Origin of the sequence: Amycolatopsis sp. FDAARGOS 1241, assembly GCF_016889705.1 — a bacterium.
Taxonomy (GTDB): Bacteria; Actinomycetota; Actinomycetes; order Mycobacteriales; family Pseudonocardiaceae; genus Amycolatopsis.
On sequence record NZ_CP069526.1, the window covers coordinates 4,576,797 to 4,592,534 of the forward strand.

Annotated in this window: 12 protein-coding genes; 6 read left to right on the forward strand and 6 right to left on the reverse strand. The window is 71.5% G+C overall.

Translation table 11 applies throughout. From position 1 onward, the window contains the following. The first annotated feature begins 61 nt into the window (after positions 1–61). On the forward strand, positions 62–1,738 hold the full coding sequence (locus I6J71_RS22610; RefSeq protein ID WP_204096515.1) for a phospholipid carrier-dependent glycosyltransferase: 1,677 nt from the start codon (positions 62–64) through the stop codon (positions 1,736–1,738). Positions 1,739–1,742: 4 nt separating this feature from the next. Here the strand turns inward: I6J71_RS22610 and I6J71_RS22615 are convergent, their stop codons facing one another. Genes I6J71_RS22615 through I6J71_RS22625 form a run of 3 tightly spaced genes read right to left on the reverse strand, consistent with a single transcriptional unit; the run spans position 1,743 to position 4,809 of the window. Next, positions 1,743–3,488 (reverse strand): ABC transporter permease, encoded by a 1,746-nt coding sequence (locus tag I6J71_RS22615; RefSeq protein ID WP_239155672.1) that lies wholly within the window; start codon positions 3,486–3,488, stop codon positions 1,743–1,745. An 18-nt stretch (positions 3,489–3,506) separates the two neighbouring features. Then, a complete protein-coding gene (locus I6J71_RS48700) occupies positions 3,507–4,217 on the reverse strand; it encodes an ABC transporter ATP-binding protein (protein ID WP_370542183.1) in 711 nt (236 codons plus the stop codon). A gap of 43 nt (positions 4,218–4,260) precedes the next feature. Further along, entirely contained in the window at positions 4,261–4,809 is a 549-nt protein-coding gene (locus tag I6J71_RS22625) for a PadR family transcriptional regulator (RefSeq protein WP_204096517.1), read from the reverse strand. 197 nt (positions 4,810–5,006) lie between these two features. Here I6J71_RS22625 and I6J71_RS22630 point away from each other — a divergent pair, with 197 nt between their 5' ends. From I6J71_RS22630 to I6J71_RS22650, 5 genes are all read left to right on the forward strand, one after another. Continuing rightward, complete coding sequence (locus I6J71_RS22630) at positions 5,007–6,464, forward strand: cytochrome ubiquinol oxidase subunit I (RefSeq protein WP_239155196.1); 1,458 nt, start codon at positions 5,007–5,009, stop codon at positions 6,462–6,464. Further along, positions 6,461–7,492 (forward strand): cytochrome d ubiquinol oxidase subunit II, encoded by a 1,032-nt coding sequence (locus I6J71_RS22635; RefSeq protein WP_204096518.1) that lies wholly within the window; start codon positions 6,461–6,463, stop codon positions 7,490–7,492. The genes I6J71_RS22630 and I6J71_RS22635 overlap by 4 nt, the downstream gene beginning before the upstream one ends. Positions 7,493–7,596: 104 nt before the next feature. Next, the gene (locus I6J71_RS22640; protein WP_204096519.1) at positions 7,597–9,459 is read left to right on the forward strand and encodes a glycoside hydrolase family 15 protein; all 1,863 of its coding nucleotides are present in this window, start codon (positions 7,597–7,599) and stop codon (positions 9,457–9,459) included. Next, the gene (locus tag I6J71_RS22645) at positions 9,456–10,808 is read left to right on the forward strand and encodes an NAD(P)/FAD-dependent oxidoreductase (RefSeq protein WP_204096520.1); all 1,353 of its coding nucleotides are present in this window, start codon (positions 9,456–9,458) and stop codon (positions 10,806–10,808) included. The genes I6J71_RS22640 and I6J71_RS22645 overlap by 4 nt, the downstream gene beginning before the upstream one ends. A gap of 10 nt (positions 10,809–10,818) precedes the next feature. Beyond that, complete coding sequence (locus tag I6J71_RS22650) at positions 10,819–12,372, forward strand: GMC family oxidoreductase (protein ID WP_204096521.1); 1,554 nt, start codon at positions 10,819–10,821, stop codon at positions 12,370–12,372. A 12-nt stretch (positions 12,373–12,384) separates the two neighbouring features. On the opposite strand, the gene I6J71_RS22655 is transcribed toward I6J71_RS22650, so the two are convergent. From I6J71_RS22655 to I6J71_RS22665, 3 genes are all read right to left on the reverse strand, one after another. Beyond that, complete coding sequence (locus I6J71_RS22655; RefSeq protein ID WP_204096522.1) at positions 12,385–13,782, reverse strand: glucose-6-phosphate dehydrogenase; 1,398 nt, start codon at positions 13,780–13,782, stop codon at positions 12,385–12,387. Between the two features lie 552 nt (positions 13,783–14,334). Further along, a complete protein-coding gene (locus tag I6J71_RS22660; protein ID WP_204096523.1) occupies positions 14,335–14,793 on the reverse strand; it encodes a cupin domain-containing protein in 459 nt (152 codons plus the stop codon). Then, the gene (locus tag I6J71_RS22665) at positions 14,790–15,728 is read right to left on the reverse strand and encodes an NADP-dependent oxidoreductase (protein WP_204096524.1); all 939 of its coding nucleotides are present in this window, start codon (positions 15,726–15,728) and stop codon (positions 14,790–14,792) included. The genes I6J71_RS22660 and I6J71_RS22665 overlap by 4 nt, the downstream gene beginning before the upstream one ends. Between the last annotated feature and the right edge of the window lie 10 nt (positions 15,729–15,738).

Genomic DNA, 15,738 nt, shown 5'->3' on the forward strand with positions numbered 1-15,738 from the left:
GGCTTGCCGGACCAGCCGTAAACTCCGGGGGAACTGTTCTCCCGCCTGGAAGGATCCCGGGTTGTCGTCCCCCACGAGCCGGCTGCCGAGCGCGGCCGAGGCGAGCCCGGAGAACCCGCCGGGGCGGTTCGCGGGGTTGCGGCGGCACCGGCGGTGGGCGTTCGCCGTCGTCGTGGTCGCGCTCCTGGTCCAGATGGCGGCCGCGATGATCCCGACGGCCGTGGAGCAGACGCCGACGATCGACGAGCCCGTGTACGTGGGCACGGCCGTCGTCTACCTCGAGCAGCACAGCCTGCGCTACAACCCGGAGCACCCGCCGCTGGGCAAGCTGATCATCGGGAGCGGGCTGGCCTTCGCCGACGTGCACCTCGACCCCGCCTTCACCGGCGACCAGACGCAGCTCGGCCGGCACGTGCTGTACGAGTCCGGCAACGACCCGGGCCGGCTGATGCTGCTGGCCCGGCTGCCGATGATCGTGCTGACGCTGCTGTTCGGGCTCGTCGTCTTCGCGTTCGCGCGGGATCTGGCCGGACCGGTCGGCGGGGTGGTGGCGCTCGCCCTGTATGCGTTCTTCCCCGACGTCATCGCGAACGGCTCACTGGCCACGCTCGACGTGCCGGTGGCCGGGTTCCTGCTGACGTCGGTCTGGCTGGTGTGGCGGGCCCGGCGCCGGCCCCTGCGCTACCTCCCGCTCGCGGGACTCGCCCTCGGCGCGGCGGTTGCGACGAAGATGAGCGCCCTGCCCGCCGTTGCGGTGGTGCTGGGCCTGGTCGTGCTGTCCGTGTGGCACACGCCGGACGTCCGTGCCCCGAACCGGGCGATCCGCATCCTCGCGGCGGTCGCCGGAGTCGCGCTGATCGCGATCGCCGTGGTGTGGGCCGCGTACCTCGCCGTGGACCCGCGGTTGCGCTGGGCGACGCCACCGGACCTGCCGGCCCTTAACGGCCTGCGCGGCCTCGCCGACTGGCTGCCGCTGCCGAAGCCGTACCGCGACGGGCTGCACCTGCAGTTCGGCTTCGAAGACCAGGTGTGGAGCGGCTTCCTCTTCGGCCGCCACTACTACGGTCCGCTGTGGTACTACCTGCCGGCCGCGCTGCTGGTGAAGACGCCGCTGGGCGCGCTGGCGCTGTGGCTGGCCGGTGCCGTCGTGCTGCTGGCAGTCCCCCGGGTGCGCCCGGCCGCGCCGTACGTCCTCGTTCCCGCGGCCGTGCTGCTGGCCGTCGCGATGACCGGCAGCCGCGACTTCGGCACCCGGTACACCGTCTTCCTGCCGATGTTCCTGGCCGTCGCGGGCGGCGGCGTGGTCGTCCTGCGCCGGCGCTGGACCCGCGTCGCGGCGGCGGCCCTGCTCGTCTTCGCCGCCGTCAGCTCGCTGCGGACATTCCCCTACTACCTGCCGTACTCCAACGAAGCCTTCGGCGGCCCGGCCGAAACCCACCTGCGCCTGCACGATTCGAACGTCGACTGGGGCCAGGACCTGGGCCGCCTGGCCGACCGCCTGCACGAGCACTATCCCGGCGAGCGCATCTGGCTCGTCTACAAGGGCGCCGGCGTGCCCGCCGCCTACGGCATCGACGCCGCCGACCCGCTCCGCGTGCGCCCGGACCAGGTCCACGGTGTGCTCGCCGTCTCCGACTCCTCGATCGCCAAGGCCGACGCCCACCTCACCGCGCTGATCACCGGCAGCACCCCGATCGACGAGGTCGGCCACTCGATCACGATCTTCCGCCGGCCGTGACGGCTCAGGCCGGTTCGAGGGCGCACCCGGTAGGCCGGCGGGTGTGCACCCAGGCTGGCACAGCGGTCAGGGCGCAGACTGCCAGCACGACGGCGAGTCCGGCACCGAGCAGCCACGATCCCGGCGGCAGGACCATCTTGGGGTGGAAGAACGAGTAGAGCCCCGTCCCCGCCGGCATCCCCACCACCACGGCCGGCAGCACGGGCAGGAGCTGCGCCGTGCACAGCGCGATGACGACCTGGCCGGGCGTGGCGCCGAGGGTTCGGGTGACAGCCAGGGCGCGCCGCGCCTGCACCGCCGTGCTCCAGCCGACGAACACGGAGTTGACCCCGGACAGCGCCACCAGCGCGAGCGTGACGCCCACCAGCACCTGATCGGCGCGGCCGTGCACCGCCGTGAGGGCGGGACTGTCCGGTCCGGGAGTCGCCCGGTAGGCGAGCAGCGCGGCGACCGTCACGCCGATCGTGGCCGTGCCGATGGCGGTCAAGACCGCACGGCCGGGGCGGCGGGCGAGCAATCGGACACCAACCAGGAGCGAAGTGGGTAGGTACGCCGTGAGGCCGGTCAGCCGCGGATGGTGCACCGGATCGGCGAGGGCGTCGACGGTGCTGCCGCGCGCGGCTCGCACGACGGGGCCGAGCGTCCCGGTCCCGGCGACCACGACGGCCAGGAACACCGCAGCGGCAACGACTCCGGCGGACGGCGGCCCCGTGGTGGCGAGCAACCCGGCGCTGGGATCGGCCAGTGCGGGTGCGGTCAGGCTCCCGACCGTCAGCCCGAGCACGGTGGCCAGTGCGGTCAGCAGCACGTACCGCGTCAGCAGGACTGCGGCGACCGTGCGAGGCCCGGCGCCGACCGCCTTGAGCAGCCCGGCCCGCCGGTTGTCGCGCGTGGCACGGACGGCGGCGAGCGCCGCGAGGGTGACGATCGCGGCCGCGGCGAGCAGCCAGCCGCCGACGACGAGGTCGGGCTCGGTGTCCCGGATCAGGTTCGTGTCCGTCTGCAGGACGGTCCGCCAGGTGCGCACGCCGGCCGAAGAGTCGCCCCGGCGGTCGTGGGTGAACACGGTGTCGCGCCACCTGAGGGGCTCGGCCGGGTCGGTCAGTTTCAAGTGGACCAGGTACACAGTGGACGAGGCGCCTGCCGCAGCGCGCGCATCGGCTGTGGTGAGCCAGAGCCGACCGCCGTAGCCGTTCGGGCCGGGTCCCTGGCCCCCATCGCTCCACGGGTACACCGGGGTGGCCGCGCTGATCGCGATCCCGACGACCGGGTAACCGCGCCCGCTGATCGTGACCCGGTCACCGACGCGCACTCCCAGCGCCTCCGCGAAGCCGCGCTCGAGCACCACGCCCCCGGTACGCACCCAGGTCCCGGAGGTCACGAGCGGTCTGTCCACAGTGGAGGGCGAACTCCCCCGCCCCTCCACCGAAGTACGCGCGGCACGTCCGTGCGCCTCGACGGTGGTGTCGAACGCGAACACCGGGTCGGCCCGTTCGGCCACGCCGGGCGTGCTCGCGAGGCGGGCCACCAGGTCCGAGGGGTCCGCAGCCGTCGTGATGGCGGTGACGTCGGGACCGGCGGTGGCCTCGCGCGTCTCCAGGTACCCGGTCGTCACGGCGTTGCCGCTCGCCAGTCCGAGGCTCAAGGAGGCGGTGGCGACGGTGACGGCGAACAGGAACATCGCGGCCTCGCCCGGGCGGCGGCGCAGGTCCCGAGTCGCCAGGCGCCACATCAGCAGGAGGCGGCCCACGCCGCCAGCCCTCCCAGCTCACCAGCGCGCCGAGCGGCGTGGTGTCGCCCAGCCCGCCGAGGCGGGTGTCGTCGACCAGCGCTCCGTCCCGCAACGACACGACGCGGTCCGCGGTGGCGGCGACGCGTTCGTCGTGCGTGACCAGCACCAGCGTCTGACCGGCCGCGCGCAGCTCGGCGAAGAGGCGGAGGACGTCGCGGGTCGCGGCGCTGTCGAGGTTCCCCGTGGGTTCGTCCGCGAGGACCACCAGCGGTTCGTTGACCAGCGCCCGCGCGATCGCGACGCGCTGCCGTGCCCGCCGGACAGTTCCGAGGGCAGGTGCCGCGCCCGGCCGGCGAGCCCGACCCGTTCGAGCAGCCCGGCGGCACAGGCGCGGGCGGTGCGCGGCGAGGCGCCCGACAACAGCGCGGGCAGCTCGACGTTCTCCGCCGCGGTCAGCTCGTCCATCAGGTGGAAGGCCTGGAAGACGAACCCGACGGCGCGACGCCGGAGCCGGGCCAGTGCCCGCTCGCCGAGGCGGTCGATGCGCCGCCCGCCGAGCCACACCTCGCCACCGGAAGGCCGGTCGAGACCCCCGAACAGCTGCAGCAACGTCGACTTGCCACACCCGCTGGGCCCGGTGACGGCGAGCGTCTGCCCGGCGGGCACGTCGAGGTCGATCCCGTCGACGGCCCGCACCAGGCCCGCGCCCTGCCCGTACGCACGGGACAAACCGACCGCTCTCAGCACCGGTCCGTCCTGTCGCTGCGACCGGACGCCGCTCAGCCGAGGTTCATTCGCCACCCGGGTTCTCCGCTCTCCCGCCCCGCGCGCGGACGGACCAAGTCCGCTCACACACCTCGAGCCACCGCAGCTCCGCCTGCCACCGCAGCGCGACGCCCTCCAGCAGCAGCCCGGCCTCCGAGTCCGGCTCCTGCGCGAGGACGGCGTGCTGCACCTCGGCGAGGCTGTGCATCAGCTCCCGCCGCCGCGTGTCCACGAGCGCCACCGGATCTGCCAGCCCCGACTCGGCGGCGGCCACCAGCTTCAGGTGGAACCCCGTCACGTCGCCTTTGGGCCCGGCCCAATCGGCCATCCACGCGGCCACCCGCTCCTGCCCCGCCGCGGTCACCGCGTACACCTTCCGCCGCGGCCCCCGCACCGGTTCGTCCTCCCGCTCCTGCACGACCAGGCCCGCCTTCTCGAGCCGGGTGAGCGTCACGTAGACCTGCCCCACGTTCAGCGTCTCCCCCAGCGGTCCGAGCGCCGCCACCAGCCGCCTGCGCAGGTCGTATCCGTGCGACGGCTCCTTGGCGAGCAACGCCAGCACCACGTCTTGCACGGACTTCCCTCCCCGGCGACAGGTCAATAGATAGCGGTTAGGCAAAGGGTGTCAACCGGCCCGGGCCGCCGTCGAGCGTGCGCAGGCGCCCGAGCTCTCAGCCGACGTCATCCCCGTGAGGTGATGCCCGCAGGGCTCGGGACCGGTCAGGGTCGGGGCATCGCCGCAACCGGCGAACCCTCCGGACGGCCGCGGCCGTGTCCTGGCAGGCAGGGGTGATCGTGGGCGAGACGTTGACCGGCCTGGCGACCATGGCCGCCGGGGTGAACCCCGTTCCGTGGGCGCGTTCGCAGATGGCGTTCACCCTCGCCTGCCACATCATCCTGGTGCCGCTCGGGGTGTCGTGGGCGTTCATGGTGCTGATCGCGAACTACCGGGCGGTGCGGCACGACGACCGCGCGGCCTTGGTCCTCGCCCAGCGCTGGTCTAAGTACATGGCCGTGACGTTCGCCGTGGGCGCGGTGACGGGGACCGTGCTGAGCATCGAGTTCGGCCTGCTCTGGCCACGCTTCATGGGGACCTGGGGAGAGGCCTTCGGCGTGCCGTTCGCGTTCGAGGGGCTGTTCTTCTTCATCGAGGCGATCTTCGTCGCGATCTACATCTTCGGCTGGCGCCGGCTGAAACCGTGGGCGCACTTCTGGACCGGCGTGCCGATCGCCCTCGCCGGGGTGTTCGGCGCGATCTCGGTGGTCGCGGCGAACGCCTGGATGAACGCCCCGGCCGGGTTCACGGCGAACGCGCAGGGCGAGATCGTCGACGTCGATCCGCTGAAGGTGATCTTCAACGACGCGATGCCGTTGCAGGCCGCGCACATGGTCGTCGCCGCCTACCTGGTCGGCGGGTTCCTGATCTCGTCGGTCTACGCGGCCGGAATGCTGCGCGGCCGAACCGATCGCTACCACAAACTCGGGTTCCTCATCCCCTTCACCGTGGCCGCGATCGCGGCGCCGATCCAGATCGTTGTGGGCGACACGCTGGCGCGCTGGGTCTACGACGACCAGCCGGTCAAGTTCGCCGCCATCGAACTGGTGCCGACAACCAGCTCGGACGTGCCTGAGGTACTGCTGGGCCACCTGAACGCGGACGGCACGGTGACCGGCGGCATCCCGATCCCGGGCCTCGCGTCGTGGCTGTCGAACCCGTCCACCGGCCGCTCGACGGTCGTCCAGGGGCTCGACATCGTGCCGGCCGACGCGCGTCCGACGATCCTGGAGGCCAACATCGTCCACCTCGCCTGGGACGTGATGGTCGGCATCGGGACCCTGCTGTTCCTGCTGGCGCTCTGGTACGGCGCGATCTGGCTGTTCCGACGGCGCATGCCTGCCGGCAAGTGGTTCTTGCGCGCCGCGGCGTGCACGGGCGTGCTCGCGGTCGTCACGATGGAGGCCGGGTGGGTGGTCACCGAGGTCGGCCGCCAGCCGTGGATCGTCTACAACCTGATGAAGGTCGAGGCCGCGGCGACGGGGAACACGGGCGTCTGGCTCACCTTCATCGCCGTGATCGTGCTCTACCTCGCGCTCGGTGTCACGACCATCATCGTGCTGCGCTCGATGAGCCGGCGGTTCCGCCGCGCCGGCGGATTCGTCGAGCTGGACACGCCGTACAGCCCGGCGAAGAAGCCCGAACCGGCCAAGACCGGGGAGCCCGAGCCGTGAGCACCGCCATCGCGGCCGTGCTGCTGATCGCCATCGCGACCTACGCGGTCTTCGGCGGAGCCGACTTCGGCGCCGGCTTCTGGGACCTGACCGCCGGCGGGCCCGAGCGGGGTGCCGCACCGCGCCGGCTCGTGGAGCAATCGATCGGCCCGGTGTGGGAGGCCAACCACGTCTGGCTGATCTTCATCCTCGTCGTCACGTGGTCCGCCTTCCCGGCGGCGTTCCAGTCGATCACCCTGACCATGTTCGTCCCGCTGGCCATCGCAGCCTTCGGGATCGTGCTGCGCGGCGCGAGCTTCGCGTTCCGCAAGACGATGGTCACCGTTCGGTTCCGCCGCGTCTTCGGTGGTGCGTTCGCCCTCTCGTCCGTACTCGTGCCGTTCTGCTTCGGCGCGATCGCGGGCGGCATCGCGTCCGGTCACGTACCGGCCGGCGGGCGGGCCGGCGACCCCGTCGGCAGCTGGCTGAACCCGGCCTCGATCGTCACCGGGGTGCTGGCGGTCGTGCTGGCGGCGTACGTGGCCGCGGTGTACCTCGTCCGCGAGGCCCGGCTCGCCGACGACGCGGTCCTGGCGGCCTATTTCCGCCGCCGCGCCGTGGTGACCGCCGTGGTCGCGGCCGTGGTCGCCGCGATCGGCCTCGTCGTGCTGCGGTCCTCGGCCTCGTCCGTCTTCGACCGTTTGCTCTCGTGGGCCCTGCCGTGGGTCGTGCTCAGCGTCCTGAGCGGGTTCGGCGCGCTGGTGCTGCTGATCCGCGACGCCCCCCGCGGTGCGCGCGTGCTCGCCGTCGTCGCGGTGGCCTCCGTCATCGCCAGCTGGGGCTTCGCCCAATGGCCATACCTCCTGCCGGAGAGCCTCACCGTGTCCGCTGCCGCCGCGCCCACCGGAACCCTGACCGCGTTGCTGGTCGCCGTGGGACTGCTGGTTTTGCTCGTGCTGCCCGGCTTCGTGCTGCTCTACGTGCTCGACCAGCGCCGGCTGCTTCCCGAGGAAGGCGTCGAGGACGCCGCCGAACCCGAGGCCGGCTGAACCGTGCCGCAATCACCCGCGAAGGGTGATTGCCGCGCCGCCCGGTCCCCCGATCGTCGAACCAGGCGCGCGATTTCGCCCGTCACGACTCTGAAGGAGCCTTCGTGAGTTCCACGACCTCGCCCTTCCCGCGGATAGCGGACTACGCGTTCCTGTCGAACTGTCACACGGGTGCCCTGGTCGCCCCGGACGGCTCCGTCGACTGGCTCTGCCTGCCGGCGTTCGACGCCCCGAGCACCTTCGGCGACCTGCTCGACCGGGGAGCCGGCTCGTTCCGGTTCGGTCCCTACGGGATCAACGTGCCCACGGCACGCGCCTACGTGCCGGGGACGAACGTCATGACCACAACGTGGCACACACCGCGCGGGTGGCTGCTGGTCCACGACGCGCTGACGATGGGCCCGCGCCGCAACCGCGACACCGTCACACCTCACACGAGGCCACCCGCCGACGACGACGCCGAGCACCTGCTGGTGCGCACCGTCGAGTGCCTCGAAGGTGAGCTGGAAGTCGAACTGGTCTGCGAGCCGGCGTTCGACTACGGGCGGGTGCCGGCCGGCTGGACCGTCGTCGGCGAGGACGACCACGCCGCCGACGCGACCGGGGCCGGGCAGACGTTCCGGCTGAGCACCGACATGCTCATCGGCATCGAGGGCGGCACGGCGCGGGCTCGGCACGTGCTTGCCAAGGGCGACAAGGCGTTCTGCTCGGTGTCGTGGGCCGACGGACTGGCCTCGCCCGCCGACGCCGCGGACGCGCAGGCGCGGATCGACGCGACGATCCAGTTCTGGCGCAGCTGGCTCGCCCGCGCCCGCATCCCGGACCACCCGCTGCGCCATCCGCTCGAACGCTCGGCGCTCACCATCAAAGGCCTGACGTACATGCCGACCGGCGCGACGGTCGCGGCCCTGACGACGTCGCTGCCCGAGACACCGGGCGGCGAGCGCAACTGGGACTACCGCTACACCTGGATCCGGGACACTACCTTCACGCTCCAGGCGCTGCACTACCTCAACCTGGACTGGGAAGCCGACGAGTTCATGCAGTTCGTCGCCGACCTCGAGCCGAACACCGACGGCGGCCTGCAGATCATGTACGGCATCGACGGGCGCCGGGACCTGGCCGAGTCCACTCGCGACGACCTCAGCGGTTACGAAGGCGCCCGGCCGGTGCGCGTCGGCAACGGCGCGTTCGACCAGCGCCAGAACGACGTCTACGGCGCGGTCCTGGACTCGCTGCTGCTGCACACCACCCGGAGCAAGCACCTGCCCCGCCGGCTCTGGCCCCTCGTCCAGTCACAGGCAGCGGGCGCGACCGCCGCGTGGCGCGACCCGGACCAGGGCATCTGGGAAGCGCGCGGCAAACCGCAGCACTACGTGTCGTCGAAGCTGATGGGCTGGGTGGCGATCGACCGGGCCGCCAAGCTCGCGAACATCCGCGACGACGACACGCTCGCCGCCCGGTGGCGAGCGACGGCGGACGAAATCCGCACGGACATCCTCGAGCACGGCGTGAGCGAGCGCGGCGTGTTCCGGCAGCACTACGACACCGACGCGCTGGACGCCTCGACCCTGCTGGCGGCCCTGTTCGGTTTCCTGCCGGGCACCGACGAACGAATGCGCAACACCGTCGACGCGATCGACGAAGAGCTGACCGAGAACGGCTTCGTCCTGCGCTACCGCACCGACGAGACCGACGACGGACTGTCGGGCAAGGAAGGCACCTTCCTGATCTGCTCGTTCTGGCTGGTCTCCGCACTGGCCGTGGTCGGTGAGATGGGCCGGGCGACGAGCCTGATGGAGCGCCTGCTGCGGATCGCGTCGCCGCTGGGACTCTACGCGGAGGAGTTCGAGGTCGACCGGGCACGGCATCTGGGCAACTTCCCCCAGGCGTTCTCCCACCTCGCCCTGATCGAGGCGGCCGGGCGGATCATCCTGTCCGACTACATGGCGGAGCTGTCGCTGTGACCGGGCAGCCCGGCGCGAGCCGGAACGTCGTGGTGCTGGGCGGCGGGCTGGCGGGCGTCGCGTGTGCCCAGCGGCTCGGGGACGAGGGCGTCGGGGTGACGCTCGTCGACCGCAACGACTACCACCAGTTCCAGCCCCTGCTCTACCAGGTCGCCACCGCGCAGCTGCCCGCGGAGGACATCGCCCGCCCGCACCGGGTGATCTTCCGCGACCATCCGACGGTCGAGGTCCGCACCGCACACGTCACGGACCTCGACGTCGCCGACCTCGGCGTGACGCTGGCCGACGGCGAGAAGATCACCGGATCGCACCTGGTGATCGCAGCGGGCGCGCAGCCCGAGTACTTCGGGGTCCCTGGCGCCGCCGAGCACGCCTTCCCGCTCTACTCGGTGGCGGACGCCGAGCGGCTCCGGATCCACGTGCAGGACGTGCTGCGCGCGGTGTCGGAAGGACAGCTCGACGAGAACGCCCTCGACATCGTCGTCGTGGGCGGCGGCCCGACCGGGGTCGAGATCACCGGCGCGCTCACCGAGCTGATGACCGCACTCGCGACCATGGAACGGATCCCGGCGTCCGGGAAGATCTTCCTGATCGACCGCGGCAGCAGGCTGCTCGGCGCGTTCTCCGACCGGTCGCACAAGTACGCGTATGACCGGCTCAGCGAGCAGGGCGCCGAACCCCGCCTCGACACGGGCGTCGCGTCGGTGCACGCCGACCGGGTGGAGCTCGAGGACGGCACCGCCATCCCCACCCGCACCGTCATCTGGGGCGGTGGCGAATCGGCGGCGCCCGTGGTGCAGGCCGCCGCCGGGCTCAAGACCGGCCGGGGCGGGCGGGTGGACGTGCTGCCCGACTTGACGGTGGCGGGCCTTCCGGGGGTGTACGCGGTCGGTGACGCCGCCAACATCCCGGCGCGCCACGGCGCGACGCTGCCGCAGCTGGGCTCGGTGGCCCAGCAGTCCGGTGAGTGGTCCGCCGGCAACATCCTGCGCGAGCGAAGCGGGCAGCCGACGAAACCGTTCCACTACAAGGACAAGGGCATCATGGCCATGATCGGCCGCAACGCGGCGGTGGCCGAGGTCGGCAAGCACCGGCACCAGGTCGACGGCCCACTGGCGTTCGCCGCCTGGCTGGGTGTTCACGCGATGCTGCTGAGCGGCGTGCACAGCAAGGTCGACGCGTTCATGTCCTGGGCCTGGGACTACTTCGAGCGCGACCACGCCGCGATCGTCGAATGGTCCGCGAGGCCGAAGCGCATCGTCTGGGGAGACGAGCCCGCGGATGCCCCGCACATCTCTGCCGGCCGGAAGACGAGTGGCGACTCGCCACCGGCAGCCGGCGATTCCTGAGGAGGACGGCATGGCCGAGCACTACGACGTCATCATCGTGGGATCGGGGGCCGGCGGGGGCACGCTGGCGCACCGGCTCGCGCCCTCGGGAAAGCGGGTACTGATCCTCGAACGAGGCGACTGGCTGCCCCGCGAGGCGCAGAACTGGGACGCCGAAGCGGTGTTCGTCGACAACCGCTACATTTCGGCCGACCAGTGGTTCGACGACAAGGGCAAGCCGTTCCAGCCGCAAGTCCACTACTTCGTCGGTGGTGCGACGAAGTTCTACGGGGCCGCGCTGTACCGGCTCCGCCGGCAGGACTTCGGCGAGCTCCGCCACCACGGCGGGGTCTCGCCCGCGTGGCCGATCGGCTACGACGTGCTGGAGCCGTACTACACCCAGGCCGAGCAGCTCTACCAGGTGCACGGTAATCGTGGCGAGGACCCGACCGAACCGCCGGCGTCCGCGCCCTACCCCTTCCCGGCCGTTTCGCACGAGCCGCGCATCCAGCGGCTGTTCGACGATCTGACCGCCATCGGGCTGCACCCCTTCCACGCGCCTTCGGGCGTGCTGCTCGACGAGGCCCGGCCCGAGTACAGCGCGTGCATCCGCTGCGCCACGTGCGACGGGTTCCCGTGCCTGGTGCACGCGAAGTCCGACGCGGAGGTCATCGCCGTGCGCCCGGCCATCGAACACGACAACGTGACGCTGATCCGCAACGCGCACGTGAGCCGCCTGGAGACCGACGGGTCCGGGCGGACGGTGACCTCGGTCGTCGCCGAGGTGGACGGGGCCGAGCAGCGCTTCACCGCCCACGTGGTCGTCCTGTCCGCGGGTGCGGTCAACTCGGCCAAGATCCTGCTCGCGAGCGCCAGCGACCGGCACCCGGGCGGCCTCGCCAACGGGTCGGACCAGGTCGGCCGCAACTACCTCTTCCACAACAGCCGCGCGTTCCTCGCGATCTCGACCGAGAAGAACGACACCCGGTTCCAGAAGACGCTGGGCCTCAACGACTACTACTTCGGCGACGGCGACTTCGAGTACCCCATGGGCAACCTGCAGATGGTGGGCAAGTCCTCCGCCCCGATGTACCGCGGCGAGAAGCCCATCGCGACGACGCTGGCGCCGACGTTCACCCTGCGCGATGTGGCCGACCACGCCGTCGACTTCTGGCTGTCGGTCGAGGATCTGCCCGAGCCGGACAACCGGGTGACGCTCGGCCAGGACGGCAACGTGGTGCTCAGCTACACCCCGAACAACCACGAACCGATGGCGCAGCTGTACCGCCGGGTGAAAAAGCACCTGAGCCACCTGGGGATGCATCCGCACCACCTGATCCCGCGGGATGTCTACCTGAAGAACGACATTCCGGCGGCGGGCTGCGCGCACCAGGCCGGCACGGTGCGGTTCGGGCGGGATCCGGCGACCTCCGTCCTCGACACCGACTGCAAGGCGCACGAAGTCGACAACCTCTACGTCATCGACACGAGCTTCTTCCCGAGCATCGGCGCGGTCAACCCGGCGCTGACGGCGATGGCGAACGCCCTGCGGGTGGGAGACCACCTGCTGGCGCGCCTCGGCTGAACCCGAGCGGCGCTACGTCCAGGGCTCACGCCAGCCGCCGAAGCCGGCCGTGATCTCATTGGCCGCCGCGGGACCCCAGCTGCCCTGCCGGTAGCCGTGCACGGGCGGCGGCGCGTCGAGCAACGGCTGCATGACCCGCCAGGTCTCCTCGACGCCGTCCTGCCGGGAAAACCGGATGCTGTTCCCGGTCATCGCCGCGTGCAGGAGGGTCTCGTACGGCGTCGGCCCCTCGCCGCCCTCTTGGGTGAATTCCATGTCGAGCTCGATCGGCGCGATCCGGGCCACGTCGGCGCGGTGCGCGTCGACCATGATGCGGACCCCCGTCGACGGGTCGAGCTTGAGGACGAGCTGGTTCGGCTGCGCCGCGCCGGTGAGACCGAAACCCAGCCGCGGCGGGCGTTTGAACACCAGTCGCAGCTCGGTCTGCGTCACCGGCAGCCGCTTGCCGGTCCGGATGAAAAACGGCACGCCGGCCCAGCGCCAGTTTTCGATGTCGAGCCGCAATGCCGCGTACGTCTCGGTGCTCGAGTCGCGCGCCACGCCGTCGATGTCGAGGTAGCCGTCGTACTGGCCGCGCACGTAATGGGCCGGATCGGCCTCCGCCACCGCTCGGAACAGCCCGACCTTCGATTCCCTGAGCGTCACCGGGTCACCCCGCGACGGCGGCTCCATCGCGGCGGCCGCGACCACCTGCATGAGGTGGTTGACGACGACGTCCCGCAGTGCGCCGACCGGGTCGTAGAAGTGGCCGCGGTCCTCGACGCCGAAGCTCTCCGCCATCGTGATCTGCACGCATTCGAGGTAGTTGCGGCTCCACAGTGGTTCGAGGATGGCGTTCGCGAAGCGCAGGTGGAGAATCTCCTCCAGTCCCATCTTCCCGAGGTAGTGGTCGATCCGGAACAGCTGGGACTCGTCGACGTACTGGTGCAGTTCATCGGCCAGGTCACGCGCGGACTGGCGGTCGTGCCCGAACGGCTTCTCGATGACGAGCCGCGCGCCGGCGGTGAGGCCGGCCTCCGACAGTCCCTTGGCGACCCGGCCGAACAGGAACGGCGGTATCTCCAGGTAGAACACCGGAGTCGTGGCGCCGTTGACGGCGGCGCCCACCCGCTCGTAGGTGGCGGGATCGGTGAAATCGCCGCTGACGTAGGACAGCTTCGCGGCGAACCGGTCGAAGACCTCCTTGTCGAGCTCTCCCGTCGCCTCGATCGACGACCGCGCCCGTTCGACGAGCTGGTCGAGCCCCCAGTCGTCGGCCGCCACCCCCACGACGGGACACGTGAGCAGGCCGCGGGCCTCGAGCCGGTAGAGCGAACGGAACGTCATCACCTTCGCCAGATCGCCGGTGATGCCGAAGACCACCAGTACGTCCGCCGGCCGTGAGTCAGGCCCCATGGCTGTCGCTGTCATCCCTACCTCCACCTCGGTCACGACCGTGTCGGGTCGACACGATGACGGGTGCGAGCGCGGTGCGCGTCGCCCGCTCCGGATGACTCCGGGCCGGTCAGGTGCACCAGGTCGCCCCGCTCCGGTCCGGAGAGTGGCGCGCACGTCGATCTCCGCCACGTCGTCGGGCCGCACGAGCCGGAAATCCGCTCGGCCGGGCAGCACCTCGCCACTCAGGACGGTCACCGGTGAATGTCCCGCCGAGGACGTCGATGACGCGGCGCTCGCGGCGAGGGCGCGGAAGGGCTCAAGCGGCTCCGAGCCCGGGCTCGGGCCGCCGGGAAAGCCGGCTCGAAGCGATGAGGGGCGACGAGCGCCATCAGCTGCTGTCCTCGACGACGAAGGTCGTCGCGGACCACCGAGAGCGGAACGCGTGCTGGCCGAAGCGACAACGTCGACCCCGTGCGGAGGCGCGCGCTCGCGCAGGTGCGTGAAGCGATGCGCGCGGTCTACCGACGCGCGCACGGGAACAGGCCGGGGCGGCAGCGCGCCCCGGCCTGCTGCGAGCCTGGCTGCCTACCGGGGTGGGTCGTCGACCTTGAGCTTTTCTCCGGTCGTGGCGACGAAAACCACCAGCAGTTTCGCCGGTTCGGTCGTGCTGGTGTTCTCGGTGGCGACGTGGTGGGCGCCCGGCGGCTCGGTCCAGTTCTCGCCTTGGTGGTACGTGTGGTCGGGCTCGCCTTCGAGCCGGCTGCGGACCGCGCCTTCGAGAACGTAGGCGTAGACGAACGCGTCACCGTGGCGGTGGGGCATCGCGCTCGCACCCGGTGGGAAGCTCACGATCGCCGAGGTGAAGCTTTTGCCGGGCACGTTCGGGAGAGCCTTTTCCAGCAGTGGCGCCAGGCTTTCGGACGGTTTCACCGACACCGGCGCGGCGGCCGGTGCGGCCTGGGGCTGCGCCGAAGCGCCGCAGCCCGCGATCGTGGCGGCGACTGCGGCGGTCAGCAGCCCGCCGGCGATTCGTGCTCCGTTCACGAACGCTGGCCTCCTTCGTCCGCGACCCGGATGATGGTCTTGCCCGGGATCCGGCGGCGGTCGGGCCCGAACGCGGCAGCCGCCTCGGCCAGCGGCCGCACCTCACCCACGATCGGCTTCAACCGGCCCTCCCGCACCCACCGCGCCAACTCGGCCAACCGCACCCGATCGGGCTCGACCACGAAAAACACCGCCCGCCCGTTCTCCGGCTGCACCACCGGCGGCATCGCGACAGTCACCACCGTCCCACCCGCCCGCAGCAACGCCGTCGAACGCGCCAGCACCTCACCCCCGATCACATCCAGCACCACATCCACCTCACCGACCCCCTCCAACGACTCCGCAGCCAAGTCCACGAACACCTCAGCCCCCAGACCGAGCACGACCTCACGGTCCGCAGCCCGGCCCGTCCCGATCACCCGCGCCCCCACCTCCCGCGCCAGCTGCACCGCGATCGACCCCACCCCGCCCGCCGCCCCGTGAATGAGCACAGTCTGCCCGGCCCTGAGCCCACCGTGGTCGAACAAACCCTGCCACGCGGTCAACCCCGAGATCGGCAACGCCGCCCCCACACTGTGGTCGAGATCCGCCGCCAGCGGGGCCAGGTTGCGCGCCTCCACCGCCGTGTACTCCGCCAGCGACCCATCCCGCGCCCAATCGCACAGCCCGAACACCCGCTGCCCCACCGTCAACCCCGTCGTCCCGAAACCCAGCTCCACGACCACACCCGAGAGCTCATGCCCGGGCACACTCGGCGTGCGATCACGCCCCGCCCGATCCGTCCACGTCGCCGGCCACGCCAGCTCCCCCGGCGTGAAACCCGCGGCATGGACCCGCACAACCACATCGTTCTCCGCAGCATGCGGATACGGCACCTCACCCACCACGAACCCGCCCACCCCGGCCTCACGATCCCGCACAGTAATGGCTTGCATGAAACGTCCT

Coding starts and splice junctions, on each gene's coding strand:
- I6J71_RS22665 (WP_204096524.1), bottom strand. CDS start 15,728: ATGCAAGCCATTACTGTGCGGGATCGTGAGGCCGGGGTGGGCGGGTTC.
- I6J71_RS22650 (WP_204096521.1), top strand. CDS start 10,819: ATGGCCGAGCACTACGACGTCATCATCGTGGGATCGGGGGCCGGCGGG.
- I6J71_RS22655 (WP_204096522.1), bottom strand. CDS start 13,782: ATGACAGCGACAGCCATGGGGCCTGACTCACGGCCGGCGGACGTACTG.